Source organism: Streptomyces regalis (assembly GCF_001509475.1).
Lineage (GTDB): Bacteria > Actinomycetota > Actinomycetes > Streptomycetales > Streptomycetaceae > Streptomyces > Streptomyces regalis.
Window position 1 is genome coordinate 1 of sequence record NZ_LLZG01000395.1, and the last position, 22838, is coordinate 22838.

A 22838-nucleotide genomic window follows, 5' to 3' on the forward strand; every position below is an offset into this window, starting at 1 on the left:
GACACCGCGCCTGGCCCCAACCCACCCGCACCGGCACCCAAGCTATCCGCATCCAGCGCCCTCAACCCGCAGAACCGTAAAGCAACAGCATTGGCCCTAATCCAGCGGTGCCGTCCGCCGCCATGGATGCTGCGCCTCGATCCGCTCCGCCAGCGCCAGCAGATCCGCCTCCGCTCCGGGGCGCCCCACCAGCTGTATGGCGCAGGGCGCTCCGGAGGGCAGCGTGCCGAACGGGATCGACATCGCGGGTCGGCCGGTGAGGTTCCACGGCGGGGTCAGCGGCGAGTAGGTGGTGTTGGCCATGATGTTGCGCAGCCAGCCCCGCTCGTGCCAGGGCCCGGACTTGGGGGAGCGGCGGGCGAGGGCGGGGGTCAGGAGCACGTCGTACTCGGCGAAGAACGGCTCCAGGCGGCGGCGCAGCTGCTCCCGGCTCTCACCGCCCCGCACCTGACGCAGGAAGCGCCGGCCGACGGCCGCGTGGACCCGGGTCCGGCGGGCGAGCCGGCGCGGGTCGAGGCCCTCGGCGTCGACGGCCGTGCCCGCCGTCCAGTGGGCGAGCGAGGTGAGGCTCAGCGACATCGGGTAGGGCGGGTCGGCGCGCCGTACCTGGTGACCGGCCTTGATCAGCAGCCCCGCGGCCTCCCGGGTGGCGGTCGTGTACGGCTTGCTGATGGCGACGCCGGCGAGCGGGCTGCGCAGGGAGACGGCGATCTTGAGCGTGCCGGGAGCGTCCGGGCGTACGGCTTCGGTGCCGGCGATGACCGACAGCATCAGACGGGCATCCTCGACCGTCGTGGCCAGGGGGCCGTTCTCCGACATGCCGAACCAGTCGCCGTCGCTGATGCCGGCCGGGACCACGCCGGTGCCGGGCTTGATGGTGACGAGGCCGCAGTTGGCCGCCGGTATGCGCAGGGAGCCCATGCCGTCGTTGCCGAGGGCGATCGGCACCATGCCCGCGGCGACGGCGGCCGCGCTGCCGCCGGACGAACCGCCCGCTGTGCGTGAGGTGTCCCAAGGGTTGCGGGCGGTGCCGTGGACGCCCTCGGTGGTGCCGAAGACACACAGCTCCGGCACGTTCGTCAGCCCCACGACCACCGCGCCGGCCGCCCGCAGCCGGGCCACGGTGACGTGGTCCTGGTCGGCCGGGGTGTCCGGCGTCGCCGCGGAGCCGAGGCGGTTGGACTCGCCGCGCACCGCGAGGTTGTCCTTGACGGCCACCGGCACGCCGGCCAGGGGCAGTTCGGCGAGGTCGGCACGCGAGCCGACCTCGTCTGCCTCGGCGAGCGCCGCCTCGGCCCTGACCACCCGAAAGGCGCCGACGCGGCCGTCCAGCCGCTCGATGCGGGCCAGGTGCTCGGCCACCACCTCTCGGGGCGTGGCCTGCTTCTCGCGTACGGCGGCGGCGATCTCCGCGGCGGTCCGGCCGACCCAGCTGGTCACGGGCTCTCCTCAGGGCTTACTCACGAGTATCCAGGAGCACTCTGCCGGGCGGCGCGCCCGGCGTCGAGGGGGTGCGGCGCTTGGATATTCGGGAAGCTCTTCTTGGACTTTTCGCGACATGCCTCCTCCGTGCGCCCCTGCTGACCTGCGCATCATCCGATCAATGAGTCAAGACAGCGCCCTTCCGGGCCCATTGACAGCCCTTGGGGCTCGCCCAATGATCAGACATCCGATGAATGGGGGTGTCTCATGAGGAGACGCTTGAGAACGGCCGGTGTCCTGGCGGCGCTGACGCTGTTCTTCGCGGCGTCGGTGCCGGCGGTCGCGGAGGAGGAGCAGCGGGCGCCGGTCGCGCCGGTCACGGTGCCCGCCCTGACCGACTGGACCCCGGCATCCGGCAGTTACACCTACGCGGACTCCGCCCGCCTCGTGGCCGACAGTGCGAGCGAACGGCGGGTCGCCGACACCCTCTCCGACGATCTCCGTGACGCGGGACACGGCACGCCTGCCGTGGTGCGCGACGGTGCCCGACCCGGTGACATCGTTATCGACCTCCAGCCCGCCCGGACCTCCCTCGGCGCGGAGGGCTACGAACTCCGCGCGGGTAAGCGGCTGTCGGTGACCGCGGCTACCGAGACCGGCGCCTTCTACGGCACCCGCACCCTCCTCCAGCTCCTCGCCCAGAGCGACCGCGTCCCCGCCGGCCGCACGGTGGACGTACCGCGCTACAAGGAGCGGGGTGTCGGTGTCTGCGCCTGCTACATCCACGTCTCGATGCCCTGGCTGGAGAACCTGGTCCGCGAGATGGCGTACCACAAGCTCAACCAGCTGCTTCTCGAACTGAAGGTGAAGAGCGACGCCCACCCCGAGGCCAACACGTGGGGCTACTACACCAAGGACGAGATACGCGGCCTGGTCGCCCTCGGCAAGCGGTACCACGTCGAGATCATCCCCGAGATCAACTCGCCGGGCCACATGGACCCTTGGATCGAGAACCGCCCGGATCTCCAGCTGACCGACTCCGACGGCAACAAGCAGCCCTCGCGCCTCGACATCACCCGGCCCGAGGCCTTCGCCTACTACACGAGCCTGATCGACGAGTACGCACAGGTCTTCACCGCCACGTCCTGGCACATGGGAGCCGATGAGTACATGCTCGGCTCCGACTTCGCCAAGTACCCGCAGATCCTGAAGTACGCGCAGGACAGATTCGGCCCCGACGCCACGCCACAGGACGCGTTCATCGACTTCGTCAACCGCGTCCACGCGTACGCGGACGCCAAGGGCAAGAAGCTGCGCATCTGGAACGACGGGCTCACCGGCGCCAACACCGTCCCGGTGGCTGTGGGCACGACGGTCGAGCACTGGCTGAATGTGGCGGTGAAACCGAGCCAACTCATCGCGCGGGGCTATCCGTTGATGAATGCCGCGTACGCCCTGTACCTCGTCCGCGGCGGCTTCCACAGCGACACCGAGGGCCTGTACGACCAGAGTTGGGACCCGCGCAGCTTCGAGGGCGAGAAGCTCGCCGCCCTCGACGGCATCACCGGCGCGAAGATCAGCCTCTGGCCCGACAACGGCCGCGGCGAGACCGAGAACGAGGTCGCCGTCGGCCTGTGGCCCGCGCTGCGGCACCTCGCACAAGCCACCTGGGGCGATCCACACCCCGACGCCACATACGGCGAGTTCACCGCACGCGGCACGGCGGTCGGGCATGCGCCCGGCCGGCGGGACCTGACCCGGGTGCCGGTGGCGGACGGGGCGTACACCTTCCGGTCGGGCGCTCGGTCTTTCGCCGCCGAGGTCGCGCGCACAGCCGACGGTTACGTGACCGTGCGGACGCCCGACGGCTGTCTCGAGGTGCGCGGCGGAAAGCTCACCCTCAACGTGCCGTTGCAGCCGGGCATCGAGGCGACTGAGCAGACGTGCGATCCCGAGAACACCCTGCAGCGCTGGCAGTTGGAGCCCGCAGCCGGTGGCTACCGCCTCGTCAACGCCATCACCCGGATGACGGTGAGCGTGGCCGACGACGGCCGGCTCGTGCAGTACCCGCCGGACCAGCGCACACCCGCCGTATGGCACCTGAGCCGATGACCTGACCGGAGGAGCCGTCCCATGGCCGTATCCCGACGCGTCTTCGTCGCGACAGCCGCCGCCCTCGCCGCGACCGGCGCCACAAGACCCGCACTGGCGGCACACCGAGCAGCCGCCGCACCCGCAGCACCCGCCGCTGTCGCGGAAGACCCCCACTACCGCATCCCCGTCAGCCCCGACGACACCGAGGCCGACCTCGTCCGCAAGGCCTCCCAAGTCCGCCCCACCGCACGGCAGATCGCCTGGCAGCGCCTGGAGCGCACCGCGTTCCTGCACTTCGGCGTGAACACCTTCACCGGCCTGGAGTGGGGCACCGGCGACGAGGACCCGGACGTGTTCCAGCCGACCGGCCTCGACACCGACCAGTGGGCCCGCGCCCTGCGTGACGGCGGCTTCCGGCTCGCCATCCTCACCGTCAAGCACCACGACGGCTTCGTGCTCCACCCGTCCCGCTACACCGGCCACTCGGTGGCCTCCAGCAGTTGGCAGGGCGGCCAGGGCGACGTCCTGCGTTCCTTCGCGGACTCCATGCGGCGCCACGGCATCAAGGTCGGCGTCTACATCTCACCGGCCGACGAGAACCAGTACCTCCACGGCGTCTACGCCAACGGCAGCGCCCGCACCGACCACACCATCCCCACCCTCGTCGACGGCGACGACCGCACACCGTCACAGTCGTACACTCTCCCGGCCACCGACTACGGCGCCCACATGCTCAACCAGCTCTACGAGGTCCTCACCGAGTACGGCCCGATCGACGAGGTGTGGTTCGACGGTGCGCAGGGGCGCATCCCGCCGGACAAGGTGGAGAAGTACGACTGGGACAGCTGGTACACCCTCGTCCGCTCGCTCGCGCCGGATGCCGTGATCGCCGTGTCCGGCCCGGACGTGCGCTGGGTCGGCAACGAGGGCGGGCTGGCCCGGGACGACGAGTGGAGCGTCGTACCGGTGCAGGAGAAGGATCACGGCCGGACGGACTACGCCCTTGCCTACGACGCCCCCGACATGGGCAGCCGTGAGGCGCTGGTCCAGGCCCAGCCGGTCGCCGACCATCTCCAGTGGTGGCCGGCCGAGTGCGACGTGTCCATCCGGGACGGCTGGTTCTACCACGCCGACCAACAGCCCAAGAGCGTCGAGCAGTTGACGGACATCTACTTCCGGTCCGTGGGGCGCAACTCGGTTCTGTTGCTCAACATCCCACCCGACACGGACGGTCTGCTGCCCTCGGCGGACGTGGTGCGGCTGCGGGAGTTCCGTGAACGGGTGGACCGCGAGCTCCCGGAGGACCTGGCACGCGGCGCCCGCACCGCCGCCTCCCCGGGCCGCATCACCGTCGACCTCGGCGGGGAGCGGGAGGTGGACCGGATCCGGCTGGCGGAGGACATCCGATACGGGCAGCAGGCGGAGAGCTTCGTCGTCGAGGCGCAGCGCGACGGCGCCTGGACGGAGGTGACCCGTGCCGGGACGATCGGCGCGAGCCGGATCCTGCTGTTCGCGACCCCGGTGCGGGCCCGGCGGTGGCGGGTACGGGTGACCGGTTCGCGGGCCGCGGCCAGGCTCGTGGAGTTCGGGCTGTACCGGTCGAGGGTCTGAAATTCGGTTGACCGGGTGAGGTCGTGGGCGGCTGGATGGGGCACATGGCCGACATCCAGGGCTCCTACGACGACCTGTTCATCGCCGTGCCGAACGCACTGGCCGCATCGCTGGACGCCGGGGACGCGGGCGGCTCCGTCGCGGTCTTCGTGGACGGCGAACCGGTGGTGGACGTGTGGGGCGGGTACGCCGACGCGGACCGCACGACACCGTGGGAGCGCGACACGATCGTCAACGTCTGGTCCGTCACCAAGACGATGACGGCGCTGTGCGCACTGATCCTCGCCGACCGGGGCGAACTCGATCCTGCCGCGCCGGTCTCCCACTACTGGCCGGAGTTCGGCGCGGCGGGCAAGGACAAGGTGCTGGTACGGCATCTGCTCGCGCACACCGCGGGCCTGCCCGACTGGGACGGGTCGGTCGAGGAACTCTACGACTGGCCCGCCGCCACGGCACGGCTCGCGGCGCGGGCTCCTCGCTGGGAGCCGGGCACGGCGGCCGGATATCACTCGCTCACCCAGGGATTCCTCGTCGGCGAGGTCGTCCGCCGGGTCAGCGGCCGCAGCGTGGGCGAGTTCCTCGCCGAGGAGGTGACCGGGCCGCTGGGCGCGGACTTCCACATCGGGCTGTCGGCCGAGCACGACCACAGGGTCGCCCGCGCGATCCCGCCGACGGGGCAGGGCGAGGACTACGCGGCGAGCGCGCCCGGCAACCCGGCGGGCTCCGAGGCGGGGAACGGCGTACGCGTCCGGGACGGGAACAGCCTGGCCTGGCGCCGCGCGCAGATCCCCGCGGCGAGCGGATACGGCAACGCCCGCTCGGTCGCGCTGGTGCAGTCGGTCCTGGCCTGCGGGGGAGAGGTGAACGGCGTACGGCTGCTGTCCCGGGCCGGCTGCGACCGTGCCCGCGAGGAGCAGTTCGACGGCGACGACCGGGTGCTGGGGATGCCGATGCGGTGGGGGCTGGGGTACGGCCTGTTCGGCAGCGCGTGCGGCTGGGGCGGCTGGGGCGGGTCCCTGGTGATGATCGAGCCCGACAGCCGGATGGCGGTGGCGTATGTGACCCAGCAGATGCGCGAGCCCGCCGATGACACCCGGGGCATGGAGATCGTCACGGCTGCCTACGAAGGGCTTCAGGGGCTGCGTGTCGAAAGGCCGTCGTCATGACGTCCACCCAGCTCGGCGAACTGGACTGGACTGGGAGATAGAACGCCTCGCCGGCCGTGTCCGCGGCGAGGCGTCCGACGAAGGCCGGCTGTCGTACCGGAGGACCCCGAGGGTGCGACACCTCGCCAGCGCAGCGTGAACGCGCTGGCCCGGGCTCTGCGTCACTACCACTTCGACGGCCCGAGGGCTGGGCCCTGTGGGGTGATGGTCACGCGCCACGCGCCACACCCGTACTGCCCCGCTCGATCAACCGCGGCACCGGCACCCGCACCGCCCGCGCCGACTCCCCGTCCAGCAGCGCCGTCAGTTCGCGTGCCGCGGTGCGGCCGAACTCCACGCTGTCGCGGGACAGTGCCGACAGCCATGGCTTGACCATGCGGCACAGCGCCGAGTCCTCCCAGGACACCACCGAGACGTCCGCCGGTACCGAGAAGCCGAGTTCGGCCGCGGCGCCGGCGCCGGCGACCGCCATCACGTCGTTGTCGTAGATCAGCGCCGTCGGGGGAGCGGCGCCCTCCAGCACCCGGCGGGTGACCGCCGCGCCCTCGGCGTCGGAGTAGTCGGTCGTCACCGACTTCACCTCGGACAGGCCACGACGATCGGCCTCGGCGCGCAGGGTGCGGATCCGGCGCTCGGTGTGGGCGAGCCTCGGCAGCCCCGCGATGTGCACGATCCGCCGGTGGCCGAGGGCGTACAGGCCGTCCACGACGGAGGCCATCGCACCCGCGTCGTCCGCCCAGACGGTCGACAGGCCGGGGTGGCGGTCGTCGGGTGCGCCGCCGATCACGACGGCGGGCAGGCCGAGTTCGTCCAGGAGGTCGGGGCGGGGATCGTCGGTGCGCGGGTCGACGACCAGCACGCCGTCCACCCGGTGCTCGGCCCACCAGCGCCGGTACACCGCGCACTCGTCGGCGACGTCCTCCACCACCTGGAACAGCAGGCCGAGATGGCGCTCCGCCAGCACTTCCTGGATGCCCGAGACGAGTTGCAGGAAGAAGGAGTCCACCCCGAGGGTGTCGGCGGGACGCGCCAGCACGAAGCCGACCGTCGCCGCGCCCTCCCCGGACAGTGCGCGTGCCGCCGTACTGGGCCGCCAGCCCAGCTCCTCCGCGACCCGCCGCACCCGGTCGCGGGTCTCGTCCGACACGCCGGGCCGGCCGTTCAACGCGAAGGAGACGGCGCTCTGGGAGACGCCTGCATGGCGTGCGATGTCCTTCATCGTCGGTCGGCGGACCGGTGACCGCTTGCCTGACACGCTGTTTCCCCATTCCCCCGGCACTTTCCGCGCCAGTATGCACTAATGCGGTTCAGCTGCGTCAACCTAATGCGCATTAGTCACTAAACAAATTAGCTGCGCGAGATGCATTGACGGGTCCGTGGAGAGGCATGCAAGGTCTGCGTCGTTGGCCAACTCCGCCGCAAAGGAGGCCGGTTCGCCGTGCCTGTATCCCGCAGAACCTTCGCTGCCGCCGCCGTCTGTGTCGTCCTGCCGCTGAGCGGCTGCGGCTCCGGCAGCGAAGGTGGTTCGAGTGACGCCTCGGGCAGGATCGAAGGTGACATCACCTTCCAGACCTGGAACCTGAGGGCGAACTTCAAGGACTACTTCGAGGGCCTGAACGCCGACTTCGAGAAGAAGTACCCCGGCACGAACGTCAAATGGATCGACCAGCCCGCCGAGGGCTACGCCGACAAGATCAGCGCGGACGCGGCCGGCGGCACCCTCCCGGACGTCGTCAACGTCTCGCCGGACCTGGTCGCCCCGCTCGCCAAGGCGGGACTCGCACTCGACCTGGACAAGGCGGCCGGGAAGTACAAGAAGGAGTATCTGCAGGGCGCCTGGGCCAGCCATCAGATACCGGGCATGACGGGCACGTACGCCTTCCCCTGGTACCTCAACACCGGCCCGCTCTTCTACAACAAGACCCTCTTCAAGGAGGCGGGACTCGACCCCGAGCAGCCGCCGAAGACGTACGACGAAGTCTTCGACGCCGCGCTGAAGATGGCGAAGGAGACCGACGGCAAGGTCGCCACCCTCGCCAACGTCCCCACCATCGAGGACTTCGGCCGCTACGGCGTCGAGCTGATGAACAAGGAAGGCACCGCCTTCACCTTCAACGACACCAAGGGAGTCGAACTTCTCACCAAGTACAAGGAGTTGTACGACGCCAAGGCCCTCGACCCGCAGGCGCTGACCGCCACCCCCGAGTCGTCCGGCAAGAAGTTCCTCACCGGGGCCGTCGCCATGAACCCCGGCAGCGCACTCGACCTCGGCAACTTCAAGAAGCAGGCGCCCAACCTGTACAAGAACATCGGGATCACCGACCAGATCACCAGCACCGGCCACGTCAACATGTACGTGATGGGCGTGATGGTCAACCCGCAGACCAAGCACACCCCCGCCGCGGTCGCCTTCGCGCACTACGTCACCGACGCCGAGCACCAGATGTCGTTCGCCAAGCAGGTCGCCATCTTCCCCAGCACCGCCGGATCCCTCGACGACCCGTACTTCACCAAGGAGGACGGCACCGACGAGACGCGGGTGCGGGTGGCCGCCGCCAAGTCACTGAAGAACGCGGTCAATTACACGCCCGTACTGTTCAGCGAGCAGATGAAGACCGAGCTGCGCAACGAGGTCGCCAAGGCGTTGCAGGGCAAGGAGAGCCCGAAGCAAGCTCTTGACAACGCTGTCGAGGCCTGCAACCGGCTCCTTCAGCAGCAGGGATAGCGCGCGATGGCCAGCTCGACCGTCTCCCGGGTGCGGCGCCAACTGCCGACCGGCCCCTGGCTGTTCGCCGCCCCGGGCCTGCTGATCACCGGCGCCTTCATCCTGTACCCGTTCGTCTCCACCGTGGTCAACGCCTTCACCGACCGCCGCACCTTGATCCCGGGCGAGTTCGTGGGCCTGGCCAACTTCCGCGAACTGCTCGGCGACGACATGTTCTGGATCGGCCTGCGCAACAGCACGCTGTACGTCGTCGGAGTCGTGCCCGCGCTCGTGATCCTGCCGCTGCTGCTCGCGCTGCTGGTGCAGAAGAACATCCCCGGCATCACCTTCTTCCGGTCCGCCTTCTACACCCCGGTCGTCGCCTCGATCGTGGTCGTCGGGCTGATCTGGGTCTGGCTTCTCGACGAGCGGGGCCTGGTGAACTCGCTCCTGGAGACGATCGGGGTCGGCCGCGTCGGCTTCCTCAGCGACCAGTGGCTGCTCCTGCTGAGCGCCATGGCCGTGACGGTCTGGAAGGGCCTCGGCTACTACATGATCATTTACCTGGCCGCGCTCGCCAATGTGCCGCGCGAGCTGCACGAGGCGGCGGCCGTGGACGGCGCCGGCGCGATCCGCCGCTTCCTCACGGTCACCGTGCCCGCGGTCCGCTCCACCATGGTCCTGGTCGGGGCCCTGTCGTCGGTCGCCGCGTTCAAGGTGTTCTCCGAGGTGTACCTGATGGCCGGCCCGAGCGGTGGCCCGGCCGGCGAGGACACCACCCTCGTCATGCTCGTCCAGCGCACCGGCACCGGCCTGACCGGCCGCGTCGGCTACGCCTCGGCCATCTCGGTCGTCGTCTTCGTCGTCACCGTCGCCCTGATGCTGCTCGTGCTGCGCGCGGACCGGAGGGACGAGTCATGAGCGTCATGGAGAAGGTACGGCAAACGACCGCCAAGCCGACCACCGCACGCGAACCCCGCGTCACCGACGAACACGGCCGCCGCATCCGCGTCTGGGAACTCGCCCTGCGCTACCTGCTCCTGCTCGCCGTCCTCGCCCTCACCGTCGGCCCGTTCCTCTGGCAGCTGTCGACCTCCCTCAAGGGCCCCACCGAGGACATCTTCAGCTCCCCGCCGAAGTTCCTCCCGAGCGACCCGACGCTCCACAACTACAAGCGCGTCGCCGACACCATCCCCGTCTGGGACTACGCCCTCAACTCGCTGAAGGTCGCCACCGCCAACGTCGTCACCAACTGCGTCGGCGCCGCACTCGCGGGCTACGCCCTCGCCCGGCTGCGCTACCGGGGCCGCCGCGTGGCCACCCTCGTCTTCATCCTCGCGATGCTCGTGCCCGTGGAAGGCATCATCATCGCCCAGTTCACGACCATGCGGGAGCTCGGCCTCAACAACACCCTCGTCGGCGTCGTCCTGCCCGGCAGCATCAGCGCCCTGAACGTCCTGCTGATGCGCAACGCCTTCCTCAACCTGCCGTACGAGATCGAGGAAGCGGCCTATGTCGACGGCGCCAACGTCTGGCAGCGGTTCCTGCGGATCGCGCTGCCGTCCGTGAAGGGGACCGTCGCCGTCGTCGCGATCTTCGCCTTCATGGGCGCCTGGGACGACTTCCTGTGGCCGCTGATCGTGCTGAGCGACCCGTCCAAGTTCACGCTGACCATCGGCCTCAACTATCTGCACGGCACCTTCGCGGGCGACGAACGCCTCGTCGCCGCCGGCACGATCATCGCCGTCGCGCCGCTGATCGCCCTGTTCGCCTGTCTCCAGCGGTACTTCTTCCGCGGTGTCGGCGAGGGCGCCGTCAAGGGCTGACCTCCCGTACCCCCATCACAAGGACACGCATGCCTTCTGCCGTGCGCTTCGGCGTCAACTACACCCCGAGCGACGGGTGGTTCCACCACTGGCTCGACTTCGACCTCGACTCCGTACGCGCCGACCTCGACTCCATCGCGGCGCTGGGCCTCGACCACATCCGGGTCTTCCCGCTGTGGCCGTACTTCCAGCCGAACCGCACACGGATCCGCCCCAGGGCCGTCGACCAGCTGTGCCTGCTCGTCGACGCCGCCGCCGAACGCGGCCTCGACGTCAACGTGGACGGCCTGCAAGGCCACTTGAGCAGCTTCGACTTCCTCCCGGCCTGGACCCGGACCTGGCATCGCCGCAACCTCTTCACCGACCCCGACGTCCTCGACGGCCAGGCCGCCTATCTGCGCACCCTCGCCGCCGCCCTCGCCGACCGGCCCAACTTCCTCGGCATGACGCTGGGCAACGAGGTCAACCAGTTCTCGGCGGGTCCGCATCCCGACCCCGACCGGGCGACCGAGGACGAGATCGACCGCTGGCTCACGCGCATGCTCGCCGCCTGCGAGGAGGGCGCCCCCGGACGGCTGCACCTGCACGCCGAGTACGACGCCACCTGGTACCAGGACGACCAGCCGTTCACGCCGGCCCAGGCCGCCCGCCGCGGCGCCGTCACGGCCGTGCACTCCTGGGTCTTCAACGGCACCGCCCAGCGCCACGGCCGTACCTCCGTGCCGAGCGAGCACCACGCCGCGTACCTCGTCGAGCTGAGCAAGGCCTGGGCCGACGACCCCCACCGCCCCGTCTGGCTCCAGGAGGTCGGCGCGCCCGCCCCCCTGGTCCCGCCCGAGCACGCCGCCGCCTTCACCGAGGCGACCGTCGCGGGCGCCCTGGACTGCCCCGACCTGTGGGGCATCACCTGGTGGTGCTCCCACGACGTGTCCCGAGAACTGGCCGACTTCCCCGAACTCGAATACGGGCTCGGCCTGTTGACCAACGACCGCAAGCCGAAGGAGACCGCTCGGGTGCTGGAGCGGGCGGCACAGGAGCCGCCGCGGACGCCCGCGCCCCGTACGACGGCGCTGATCGTCCCCGCCGATCCGTCCACCCGTTCGCTCTGCGCGCCGGGCGGCGCGGTCTTCGACGCCTATTTCCGGCTGGTCGCCGACGGCGTCCGCCCCACCACCGTCCTCGACGTGCGTGCCGCCGACCAGGACCACCTCTGCGCGCGCGGCATCACCGAAGTCGTAGCTCCCGATCAGGTACTCCCCAGCCCCCAAGGAGGCACCCGCTCGTGAACCCCACCAGACGCACCGTCCTCCTCGCCGGCGCCACGGCAGCACTGCTGCCCGCACTGTCGGCGCAAGCCGCTCCCAAGGCCGCCGCCCTCCAGCCGTACGCCTCCTACTGGTACCCCGACTCCCTGCCCTCCGGCACGCCGGGCACCGGCATCACCTGGCGCAGCCTGAAGTCCTGGTGCCCGGCCGACGACGCGGACCTCGCCTTCAACGCGTCGACCGTGCCGCTCGCCGCACGTTTCACCCCGACCCCGGCGAACCCCACCGCCCGCGCGGACCAGGCCCGCATCCAGTCCCTGGTGTCCTTCGGACCCACCGCCGGCAACCCCTCCCAGGGCTCGGCCACCGCCGACTACTACGCCCTCACACACTGGGCGTACACCGACGAGCTGGTCTTCTGGGGCGGCTCGTCGGGGGAGGGGCTGATTCTCGCGCCGAACGCGCCGATCGTCGACGCCGCCCACCGGCACGGTGTGCCCGTCCTCGGCAACATCTTCCTGCCGCCCGTCGCCTACGGCGGTCAGTTGCAGTGGACGCGTGACCTGGTGCAGAAGGACGCTGCCGGGCGGTATCCGCTGGCCGAGCGGCTGGTCGCGGTCGCGGCGGCGTACGGCTTCGACGGGTGGTTCGTCAACGCCGAGACGAGCGGCGGGAACACCTCGCTGGGCGCGGACATGCTGGGCTTCCTGCGCGAGCTGAAGGCGCTCGCCAGGGCCAAGGGGCAGCGGGTGACCTGGTACGACTCGATGACCGTGAACGGGAGCGTGAGCTGGCAGGGGGCGCTCAACTCCCAGAACGAGGCGTTCTTCCAGGCTGCCGACGACATGTTCGTCGACTTCCGGTGGACGGCGGCGAAGCTCGCGTCGTCGGGGGAGCGGGCCGCGCAACTGGGCCGTAGTCGCTACGAGTTGTGGGCGGGTGCCGACGTCGAGGCGAACGGCTGGAACGCGTCCGTGAACTGGGACGCCATCGTGCCGCGCGACAAGGCGCACGTCGTGTCGGTCGGCTTCTACCGGCCCGAGTGGACGCGCAACCACCTGCCGGCGGACGGGCGGACCCCGGGGGACTTCCACGCAGCCGACGACCGGTTCTGGACCGGGCGGTCACTGGATCCCTCGCACCCGGACGGCACGGACAGCTGGCGGGCGCCGGCCGTGTCCGTCGCCGACCGCTCGACGGTCACCTCCATGCCGTTCGCGAGCGTGTTCAACACCGGGCACGGGCTGCGGTGGTACGAGGACGGGGAGGTGACGTCGGACGCGCCCTGGAACCATCTGGGCCTGCAGGACCGGCTGCCGTCACGTCGGTGGGTCGTGCACACCGAGGGACAGCGGCCCGCCGTGACCTTCGACTTCGCGGACGCGTGGCGCGGTGGGAGCAGTGTGCTCGTCGACGGTGAGCTGGACGGGCCCGCGGTGGTGGAGGTGTATGCGACACGGCTGCCGGTCACCGCGGACACGGTCGTCGAGCTGATCCACCGGACCGACGCGGGGAGCGTGAACGTCGAGTTGGCCGTCGCCACCGCCGAGCCCACCGCCCCGGGGGCCACACCGCCCTACACGTACATCCCTGTGACCACGGCCGACAGCTGGCAGACCTCGGCCGTACGGCTTGCAGGCCTGTCCGGCACCGTGCACGCGATCGGCGTCCGGCTCACCCCGGTCGACGGTGGACCCGTGCGGTGGCGGCTCGGCGGTCTCGCGGTGCGCGACGCCACGCACACGCCCGCCGCGCCCACCGCCCTCCGCGTCACCGCGGCCTCCGGTGGTGACTTCCGCTTCGCCTGGAACCAGGCCCCAGGCGACGTACGCCACCACACCCTCCACCGCCTCCTCCCCGACGGCACCCGTCGCTTCCTCGGCGGCACCTGTCAGCGCGCGTTCTTCGCCGGTGGCCTGCGACCCGAACAGGGCGAGGCGGAGGCACGGTTCGAACTGCGCGCCGTAGGGGAGCTCTACACCACGTCGGCCCCCGCGACCGTCACCCACCGCTGGTAGCCACCCGCCGGTAAGCAACCGCCCGGACGACCTACGGAGCACCCCGCATGCATGACGACCGCAGCCTGGTCGAAGCCCGTCTCAAGCGCGTCCTCGACGAGCGCATCCGCCCCGCCGTGTACCCCGAGTCCGTGCCGCTGGACGTGGCGGTGTGGCATGCGCCCGGCGAGCCGGTACCGGTCGCCGAGGGACTCGCGGCCGAGCCCGAGCCGATCGAGGTGGGCGCACGCTGGGGTGCTCCCTGGGGCACCAGTTGGTTCCGGGTCACCGGGACCGTGCCCGAGGCGTGGGCCGGGAAGACGGTCGAGGCCCTCCTCGACCTCGGGTTCGACGAGAACATGCCCGGCTTCCAGTGCGAGGGCCTGGTCTACCGGCCCGACGGCACCCCGGTGAAGGGGCTCAACCCGCGCAACCAGTGGGTGCGTATCGGCGCCCCGGTGGCGGGCGGCGAGGAGGTGCGGCTGCACATCGAGGCCGCCTCCAACCCCGTCATCCTCGACTACCATCCCTTCCTGCCCACGCAGCTCGGCGACAAGGAGACCGCCGGCAGCGAACCCCAGTACACGCTCACCCGCATGGACCTCGCCGTCCTCGACGAGGACGTCTGGCAGCTGGTCATCGACCTGGAGGTGCTCGGCGAGCTGATGGCCGAGCTGCCGGTGGAGTCGGCGCGGCGCTGGGAGATCCTGCGGGCGGTGGAGAAGGCGCTGGACGCGGTCGACCTCCAGGACGTGGGGGGCACCGCGGCGCGGGCGCGGGAGCGGCTGGCCGATGTGCTGGCCACCCCCGCCGTACCGTCCGCCCACCGCATCAGCGCCGTCGGGCACGCGCACATCGACTCGGCGTGGCTGTGGCCGCTGCGGGAGACGGTGCGCAAGGTGGCCCGGACGACCTCCAACATGACCGCGCTCATCGAGGACGAGCCCGACTTCGTCTTCGCCATGTCGCAGGCCCAGCAGTGGGCGTGGGTGAAGGAGCACCGGCCCGAGGTGTGGGCGCGGGTGAAGAAGGCGGTGGCGGACGGGCGGTTCGTGCCGGCCGGCGGGATGTGGGTGGAGTCGGACACCAACATGCCGGGCTCGGAGGCGATGGCCCGTCAGTTCGTGCACGGCAAACGGTTCTTCCTGGACGAGTTCGGCATCGAGAACGACGAGGCCTGGCTGCCGGACACCTTCGGCTTCGCCGCGGGGCTGCCCCAGATCATCAAGGCCGCGGGCTCCAAGTGGCTGCTGACGCAGAAGATCTCGTGGTCGCAGACCAACAAGTTCCCGCACCACACCTTCCAGTGGGAGGGCATCGACGGCACCCGGATCTTCACCCACTTCCCGCCCGTCGACACCTACAACTGCTCCATGAAGGGCAGCGAGATCGCCCACGCGGCCCGCAACTTCAAGGACAAGGGGGCTGCCCGGCACTCCCTCGCCCCCACCGGCTGGGGCGACGGAGGCGGCGGCACGACGCGGGAGATGGTCGCCAAGGCGGCCCGGCTGCGCAGCCTGGAAGGCTCGGCGACCGTCACCTGGGAGACCCCGGCGGAGTTCTTCGCGAAGGCCGAGGCCGAGTACCCCGACGCGCCCGTCTGGGTCGGCGAGCTCTACCTCGAACTCCACCGCGCCACGCTCACCAGCCAGGCGAAGACCAAGCAGGGCAACCGCCGCAGCGAACACCTCCTGCGCGAGGCCGAACTGTGGGCTGCGACGGCCGCCGTACGCACCGGATTCCCTTATCCGTACGAGGAGTTGGACCGAATCTGGAAGACGGTGCTGCTGCACCAGTTCCACGACATCCTGCCGGGGTCGTCCATCGCGTGGGTGCACCGCGAGGCGCGTGCGACGTACGAGCGTCTCGCAGGCGGGCTGAACGCGATCATCGAGTCCGCCCAGCGGGCCCTGGCGGGCGAGGGTGAGACCGAGCTCGTCTTCAACGGGGCTCCGCACCCGCGCGACGGGGTACCGGCGGGCGGCGCGCGAACCCCGCTGACCGAGGGCCGGACGGCACTGACGGCACTGACGGCACGGCAGGGCGGCGGGTTCGTCCTCGACAACGGCCTTCTGCGCATCGAGATCGACGCGCAGGGCCTGGTCGTCTCGGCGTTCGACATCGAGGCCGATCGCGAGACCGTCGCCCCGGGCCGCGCCGCCGGCCTCCTCCAACTCCACCCGGACTTCCCGAACATGTGGGACGCCTGGGACGTCGACGAGTTCTACCGCAGCACGGTCACCGACCTGACCGGGGCGGACGAGGTCACCCCCGGCGACGACGAGGGGGCGGTGCGGATCGTCCGGTCCTTCGGCGCCTCCCGCGTCACCCAGGTGCTGTCGCTCGCGCCGGGGGAGCGGCGGCTGCTGCTGGACACCGAGGTCGACTGGCACGAGACGGAGAAGTTCCTGAAGCTGGCCTTCCCGCTCGACCTGCACGCCGAACGGTACGCGTCGGAGACCCAGTTCGGGCACTTCTTCCGCCCCACGCACACCAACACCAGCTGGGAGGCGGCCAAGTTCGAGGCCTGCAACCACCGTTTCGTCCACCTGGAGGAGCCGGGCTGGGGCGTCGCCGTCGTCAACGACTCGACGTACGGCCACGACGTGACCCGCACGGTCCGCACCGACGGCGACCGCGGTACGACCACCACGGTGCGCGTCTCCCTCCTGCGCGCCCCGCGCTTCCCCGACCCCGAGACCGACCAGGGCGTCCACCGCTTCCGGCACGCCCTGGTGCCGGGCGCGGGCATCGGCGACGCGGTACGCGAGGGCTGGCGGATCAACCTGCCGGAGCGGTCGGTGAGCGGCGCGCGGGAGGTGGCGCCCCTGGCGACGGTGGACCGGGAGGCCGTCGTGATCACGGCCGTCAAGCTGGCCGACGACGGCAGCGGAGACGTCGTGGTGCGCCTGCACGAGGCCCAGGGCGGCCGGGTACGGGCCACGCTCGCGGCGGACTTCGAGGTCACGGACGTCACGGCGACGGACCTGCTGGAACGCCCGCTGCCCGAGGCACCGTCATGCGACGGCGCGCGCGTCGCTCTGCGCCTACGGCCCTTCGAACTGGTGACGTTGCGACTGCGCCGGGCGCCGGTCCACTGACGGCGAACGGCGGCGCGCCGTGGTGAATTGGGTGCCAACTGACGTCACACTCAAGGAGGTTGGCGTTAGACAGCGCCTTGGAGGCAATCATGAAGCTCGTCACGCGGGCCCAGCTCGGCTGGCCCGCATCCGCTGCACCGACGCAAGAATCGACCAAGGGCGTGAAGGTCCACTACGAAGGCACGTCGGTCAGCGTCAAACTCCTCGACGACCACGACCTCTGCATCGCCGAGTGGAAGTCCATCCGGGCCTCCCACCTGGCGAACAAGAAGGAGAACTACTCGGACATCGCCTACAACTACGGCGCCTGCCCGCACGGTCATCTCCTGGAGGGCCGCGGCCTCGGCAAGCGCACCGGGGCCAACGGCAACCAGCCCCTCAACCGCGCCCACTACGCCATCGTCGGCCTGGTCGGCGACAAGGGGCTCACCAAGCCGACGGACGCGATGCTCGGCGCGATCCGTGACGGCATCGAACTGCTGCGCCGCCATGGTGCCGGCAACGAGATCAAGGGGCACCGGGACGGCCTCGCCACCGCATGCCCCGGGGAGCACCTGTACGCATGGGTGCAGAAGGGCGCCCCGCGGCCCGGCGGCTCGACCACCGTTCCGGGCCCGCGGCCGGTGATCGACGTGTCGAAGCTGGTCGCCGCGGCCCTGCACGACCCGGCCAAGGCGGGCACGCCCGTGTCGTACACCGGTGTGAAGACCGTGGAGAAGGCGCTCGTCGCGGAGGGCCTCCTCGAATCGAAGTACGCGGACGGCCATTTCGGTGGGGCGACCGTCAAGGCGTACTCCGCCTGGCAGCACCGCTGCGGCTTCACCGGTGCGGACGCCAACGGCATCCCCGGCCAGGCGTCGCTGGAGAAACTCGGACGGGAGCACGGCTTCGACGTGAAGCCGTAGAGCCGTCGGCAGACGGGCCGTTCCCCTCGCACGGGAGGCGAGGGGAACCGCCCTCGGTGTCGACGGTCAGCCGCCGAGCTGCGCCCGCAGCCACTGCTCCACTTCGCCCACATGCGCGGCCGCCGCGGCCCGTGCCGCCTCCGGATCGCGGGCGACCAGCGCGCGATGGATCGCGGCGTGCTCGCGGCGGGTGCGGGCGAAGGCGCCCTCCTCCTGGTAGCCGCGCCAGACGCGGGCGCGGAACGTGCGGGAGGACAGGCCCTCCAGGATCGCGGCCATGGTGTCGTTGCAGGCGGCGGCCGCGATCTCGCGGTGGAACGCCAGGTCGTGGGCGAGGATCTCCTCGGGGTCGTCCGTGGCGTTCATCGCCGTCAGGTGTTTTTCGACCTCCGCGAGCTGGTCCGGCGTGATCCGCGCCGCCGCCAGGGCCGTCGCCGTCGACTCCAGGATGCGGCGCACCTCGAGGAGCTCCACCAGACGCGGGCCCCGGGACAGGTCGGCGACCACGCCGAACGTCTCCAGCAGGTCACCGGCCTCCAACTGCGTCACGTAGATCCCCGACCCGTGCCGGGCCTCCAGCACGCCCAGCACTGTCAGCGCACGGATCGCCTCGCGCATCGAGCTGCGGGAGATGCCGAGCTGGACCGCCAGATCGCGCTCGGTCGGCAGCCGCTGGCCGGGCTCCAGCCGACCCTCCGCGATCATCCCCTTGATCTGCTCGATGGCGCGCTGCGTCACGGTGCCCTTCTGCGGGGCTGTCTCGTCCACGCCATTCCTCCTGTCGCCCGGTGCGCCGCAGTGTAGCCCTGGAGGTGGTCGGACCACTATCGGTCAGATCCGGGGAAAACTGCCTCTGGAGGGTGTTGTTTCGGGGGAGTGGTCTGATAAGTATGCGGGCATCTGCTCGAACAAGCTCAACGAGGAGCCGCCAGATGCCCGGCAGGACAGTGAGCAAGAGGAAGCGAAACAGGTCCCGGATCGTCGGCGCGGTGGCAGCGGTCGCCGGCGCCTCGCTCGTGCTCGCCGCATGCGGCAGTACCAAAGACACCGGCGCCGCCAGTGCCGAGGGCGGTGGCGGAACCGGCAAGGTCGGGGTGATCCTGCCCCTGCTGACCTCGCCGTTCTGGCAGTCGTACAACGACTACGTGCCGAAGATGGCCGACTCCGAAGGCGTCGAGGCGCTGAAGACGGTCAACTCCAACAGCGACCCCTCCCAGCAGATCACCGACATCAACAACCAGCTCAACCAGGGCGTGAAGGGCCTGGTCGTCGCCCCGCTGGACAGCGCCGCCATCGAGGCCGGCCTCGACCAGGCCGAGCGCAAGGGCGTGCCGGTCGTCGCCGTCGACGTGGCCCCCGACAAGGGCAAGGTCGCGATGGTGGTGCGGGCGAACAACGTGGCGTACGGCGAGAAGGCCTGCCAGTACCTCGGCGCGCAGATCCCTTCCGGCAAGGTCGTGCAGATCATGGGCGACCTGGCCTCGGTCAACGGCCGTGACCGCTCCGAGGCGTTCCGGGCCTGCGTGAAGAAGAACTTCCCCAAGCTGAAGGTCCTGGAAATACCGGCCAAGTGGGAGTCCGACACCGCGGCCTCCAAGCTGGACACCCTCCTCAACGCCAACCCCGACATCAAGGGCATCTACCTGCAAGCCGGCGGCGTCTACCTCGCGCCGACCCTGCAGACCCTGAAGTCCAAGGGGATGCTGAAGAAGGCCGGGCAGACGGGCCACATCACGATCGTCTCCAACGACGGCATCCCGCAGGAGTACGACGCCATCCGCAAGGGCGAGATCGACGCGACCGTCTCCCAGCCCGCCGACCTGTACGCCAAGTACGGCATGTACTACATCAAGGCGGCGATGGAGGGGAAGAAGTTCGAGCCGGGTCCGACCGACCACGACTCGACCATCGTCAAGCTCCCCAGCGGCATCCTCGAGGACCAGTTGCCCGCCCCGCTGGTCACCAAGGACAACGTCGACGACCCCAAGCTCTGGGGCAACACGGTCAAATGAGTACGCAGGTACGGAAGACCGCGGTCACGCCCCTCGTCGAGGCGCGCGACATCGTCAAGCGCTACGGCCCCACCACCGCCCTCGCCGACGGCCGGCTCACCGTCCTGCCCGGCGAGTCCCACGCCCTCGTCGGCCGCAACGGCGCCGGCAAGTCGACCCTGGTCAACATCCTCACCGGCCTCCAGGCCCCCGACGAGGGCGAGGTCCGCTTCGACGGCGAACCGGCGCCCGCGCCGGCCGACCGCGACGCCTGGCGCCGCAAGGTGGCCTGCGTCTACCAGAAGCCCACTCTCGTTCCGGAAATGACGGTTGCAGAGAATCTCTTCATCGCCGAAATCCACGCTGCCAAGTCAACGCGCCTGAACCGCAAGGTCGGCCGGGGGTCCGGCCCGCGGCGGAGCCGCAATGGGATGCTGCGTCCCCCGGATAAACACAGCATTAACCGCCAGCCTCTCCAGCGCGGATTCATCAGCTGGCGCAAGCTGCGCACCGAAGCGGCCGAACTCCTCGCCACATGGGACGTGCACGTCGACCCCGACGCCCGCACCTCGGACCTCAAGGTCGAGGACCGTCAAATGGTGGAGATCGCCCGGGCGTTGAGCTTCGGCGCCCGCTTCATCATTCTCGACGAGCCCACCGCCCAGCTCGACAACCGCGAGATCGAGCGGCTCTTCACGCGCATGCGGGCGCTGCAGGACTCCGGCGTCACCTTCCTGTTCATCTCGCACCACCTCCAGGAGGTGTACGAGGTCTGCCAGACCGTCACGGTCCTGCGCGACGCACGCTGGATCACCACCGCCCCGGTCGCCGAACTCCCGCGCCGGGCCCTGGTGGAGGCCATGGCGGGGGAGTCCGTCGAGGCCATCGCCGAACAGGCCGTGGACCCCAGGGACGTCGACCATGACGCCCCCGTCCTCCTCGAAGCCCGGGGGCTCACCTCACCGTCGTACACGAACATCGACCTCACCGTCCGCCGCGGAGAGGTCGTCGGACTCGCCGGGATCAGCGGCAGTGGCAAGGTGCAGCTGGCCGAGTCCTTCGCGGGGCTGCACACGCCGACGGGCGGAACCGCTCGACTGGGCGGTGAACGGCTGCCGTTCGGCGATGTGCGGGCCGCCCTCAAGGCGGGCGTCGCCTGTGTGCCCCGCGACCGGCACGACCAGGGCCTGGTCGCCGGCATGACCATCGGCGACAACGCCACCATGAGCGTCCTGGACCGGCTCGGCCGCTTCGGCCTCGTCGGCACCGACCGCAAGCGGGCCTTCGCGGGTGCCCTCATCGAACGCCTCGACATCCACACCGAGGGCCCGGACCAGCCCGTCTCCGACCTGTCCGGCGGCAACGCGCAGAAGGTCGTCATGGCCCGCGCCCTGGCCTCCGACCCCCGCCTGCTCGTGCTGATCAACCCCACCGCGGGCGTCGACGTGAAATCCAAGGAGTCCCTGCTCGCCCGCATGGACAGCGCCCGCGAGGACGGTACCGCCGTGCTCGTCGTCTCCGACGAACTCGACGACCTGCGCCGCTGCGACCGCGTCCTCGTCCTGTTCCACGGCCGTGTCGTCGCCGAGCACCCGGCGGGCTGGCGCGACCACGAGCTGATCGCCTCCATCGAAGGAGTGGACCATGGCTACGGCATCTCCCCGGGGGACAACCCCCGGACCCCCGGCCGACCCGCCGGAGGCCGAGGTGACTGAGATGAAGACCGCGGCCAAATCGCCCACCGCTCCCGGGCCGGCTGTGAAAGGCGTCCTCGCCCCGAAGGCCGTCCTGCTCCGCCGGGCCCGTGAACTCGCCCTCGTACCCGCCCTGTTGCTGCTCATGGTGCTCGGCGCGGTGGTCAACGACTCGTTCCTCACCGAGCGGAACCTGATCTCCATCCTCGGCGCCTCCGCCGCGCTGGCGATGGTCGTGCTGGCCGAGTCGCTCGTCCTCATCACCGGCAAGTTCGACCTGTCCCTGGAGTCGGTGGTCGGCATCGCGCCCGCCGTCGGAGCGCTCCTCGTGCTGCCCGCCGCCCAGTCCGGCTGGGGCACCGAACTCCCCACCGCCCTCGCCCTGTTGGCGATCCTGTCGGTCGGCGCGGCGGTGGGTGCCTTCAACGGCATCCTGGTCGTGAAGTTCAAGCTCAACGCGTTCATCGTGACGCTCGCGATGCTGATCGTCCTGCGCGGTCTGCTGGTCGGCGCGACCAAGGGCAAGACCCTCTTCGGGATGCCCGACAGCTTCTACTCCCTCGCCACGACCACCTTCCTGAACATCCCGATGTCGGTGTGGCTCGCGGCGGCCGCCTTCGCGATCGCCGGGTTCGTGCTCAAGTACCACCGCGTCGGACGCGCCCTGTACGCCATCGGCGGCAACGCGGACGCCGCCCGCGCGGCCGGTATCCGGGTCGAGCGCGTGATGCTCGGCGTGTTCGTCGTCGCGGGGACGCTGGCCGCCGTCGGCGGGATCATCCAGACCGGCTACGTCGGGGCGATCAGCGCCAACCAGGGCAACAACATGATCTTCACCGTGTTCGCGGCCGCGGTGATCGGCGGCATCAGCCTGGACGGCGGCAAGGGCACCATGTTCGGCGCCCTGACCGGCGTACTCCTCCTCGGCGTCGTCCAGAACCTGCTCACCCTCGCCCAGGTCCCGTCGTTCTGGATCCAGGCCATCTACGGCGGAATCATCCTGGTCGCCCTCATGATCGCCCGCGTGACGACGGGCCGCGCCCAGGACTGAGCCTCGCCCCT

General features: G+C 70.5%; 16 protein-coding genes. 13 read left to right on the forward strand and 3 right to left on the reverse strand.

Features of this window, described 5'->3' with window-relative positions; all coding sequences use genetic code 11:
• Window positions 1-96: 96 nt before the first annotated feature.
• Entirely contained in the window at window positions 97-1440 is a 1344-nt protein-coding gene (locus ADL12_RS41795; RefSeq protein WP_062713277.1) for an amidase, read from the reverse strand.
• Between the two features lie 249 nt (window positions 1441-1689).
• On the opposite strand from ADL12_RS41795, the gene ADL12_RS41800 reads away from it, so the two are divergent.
• Genes ADL12_RS41800 through ADL12_RS41810 form a run of 3 tightly spaced genes read left to right on the forward strand, consistent with a single transcriptional unit; the run spans window position 1690 to window position 6293 of the window.
• Window positions 1690-3534 (forward strand): family 20 glycosylhydrolase, encoded by a 1845-nt coding sequence (locus ADL12_RS41800; RefSeq protein ID WP_062713279.1) that lies wholly within the window; start codon window positions 1690-1692, stop codon window positions 3532-3534.
• Between the two features lie 21 nt (window positions 3535-3555).
• A complete protein-coding gene (locus ADL12_RS41805) occupies window positions 3556-5127 on the forward strand; it encodes an alpha-L-fucosidase (protein ID WP_062713281.1) in 1572 nt (523 codons plus the stop codon).
• A 44-nt stretch (window positions 5128-5171) separates the two neighbouring features.
• Window positions 5172-6293, forward strand: a complete 1122-nt coding sequence (locus ADL12_RS41810; protein WP_062713283.1) for a serine hydrolase domain-containing protein — start codon at window positions 5172-5174, stop codon at window positions 6291-6293.
• Between the two features lie 208 nt (window positions 6294-6501).
• Here the strand turns inward: ADL12_RS41810 and ADL12_RS41815 are convergent, their stop codons facing one another.
• Window positions 6502-7512, reverse strand: coding sequence for a LacI family DNA-binding transcriptional regulator (locus ADL12_RS41815; protein WP_062713286.1), 1011 nt, complete (start codon window positions 7510-7512; stop codon window positions 6502-6504).
• 219 nt (window positions 7513-7731) lie between these two features.
• Between ADL12_RS41815 and ADL12_RS41820 the strand changes: the two genes are divergently transcribed.
• The 7 genes from ADL12_RS41820 (at window position 7732) to ADL12_RS41850 (ending at window position 18091) form a co-directional block, all read left to right on the forward strand.
• A complete protein-coding gene (locus tag ADL12_RS41820) occupies window positions 7732-9018 on the forward strand; it encodes an ABC transporter substrate-binding protein (RefSeq protein ID WP_062713288.1) in 1287 nt (428 codons plus the stop codon).
• A 6-nt stretch (window positions 9019-9024) separates the two neighbouring features.
• On the forward strand, window positions 9025-9918 hold the full coding sequence (locus tag ADL12_RS41825) for a carbohydrate ABC transporter permease (protein ID WP_062713290.1): 894 nt from the start codon (window positions 9025-9027) through the stop codon (window positions 9916-9918).
• The gene (locus tag ADL12_RS41830) at window positions 9915-10823 is read left to right on the forward strand and encodes a carbohydrate ABC transporter permease (protein ID WP_062713292.1); all 909 of its coding nucleotides are present in this window, start codon (window positions 9915-9917) and stop codon (window positions 10821-10823) included. The genes ADL12_RS41825 and ADL12_RS41830 overlap by 4 nt, the downstream gene beginning before the upstream one ends.
• 29 nt (window positions 10824-10852) lie before the next feature.
• Window positions 10853-12109 carry a glycoside hydrolase 5 family protein gene (locus tag ADL12_RS41835; RefSeq protein ID WP_107120163.1) on the forward strand — a complete coding sequence of 419 codons (1257 nt, stop codon included), beginning with the start codon at window positions 10853-10855 and terminating at the stop codon, window positions 12107-12109.
• A complete protein-coding gene (locus ADL12_RS41840) occupies window positions 12106-14106 on the forward strand; it encodes an endo-beta-N-acetylglucosaminidase (protein WP_062713297.1) in 2001 nt (666 codons plus the stop codon). The genes ADL12_RS41835 and ADL12_RS41840 overlap by 4 nt, the downstream gene beginning before the upstream one ends.
• Window positions 14107-14153: 47 nt before the next feature.
• Window positions 14154-17186: an alpha-mannosidase gene (locus tag ADL12_RS41845; protein ID WP_062713299.1), complete on the forward strand. Its 3033-nt coding sequence runs from the start codon at window positions 14154-14156 to the stop codon at window positions 17184-17186.
• An 89-nt stretch (window positions 17187-17275) separates the two neighbouring features.
• Window positions 17276-18091: an N-acetylmuramoyl-L-alanine amidase gene (locus tag ADL12_RS41850; protein WP_062713301.1), complete on the forward strand. Its 816-nt coding sequence runs from the start codon at window positions 17276-17278 to the stop codon at window positions 18089-18091.
• 66 nt (window positions 18092-18157) lie between these two features.
• On the opposite strand, the gene ADL12_RS41855 is transcribed toward ADL12_RS41850, so the two are convergent.
• Window positions 18158-18859, reverse strand: a complete 702-nt coding sequence (locus ADL12_RS41855) for a FadR/GntR family transcriptional regulator (protein WP_062713303.1) — start codon at window positions 18857-18859, stop codon at window positions 18158-18160.
• Window positions 18860-19023: 164 nt separating this feature from the next.
• Between ADL12_RS41855 and ADL12_RS41860 the strand changes: the two genes are divergently transcribed.
• From ADL12_RS41860 to ADL12_RS41870, 3 genes are read left to right on the forward strand one after another with little or no spacing between them, the layout of a single operon-like run.
• Complete coding sequence (locus tag ADL12_RS41860; protein ID WP_062713305.1) at window positions 19024-20103, forward strand: sugar ABC transporter substrate-binding protein; 1080 nt, start codon at window positions 19024-19026, stop codon at window positions 20101-20103.
• On the forward strand, window positions 20100-21797 hold the full coding sequence (locus ADL12_RS41865) for a sugar ABC transporter ATP-binding protein (protein ID WP_062713307.1): 1698 nt from the start codon (window positions 20100-20102) through the stop codon (window positions 21795-21797). The genes ADL12_RS41860 and ADL12_RS41865 overlap by 4 nt, the downstream gene beginning before the upstream one ends.
• A gap of 1 nt (window position 21798) precedes the next feature.
• Window positions 21799-22827 carry an ABC transporter permease gene (locus ADL12_RS41870; protein WP_062713309.1) on the forward strand — a complete coding sequence of 343 codons (1029 nt, stop codon included), beginning with the start codon at window positions 21799-21801 and terminating at the stop codon, window positions 22825-22827.
• Window positions 22828-22838 lie beyond the last annotated feature (11 nt).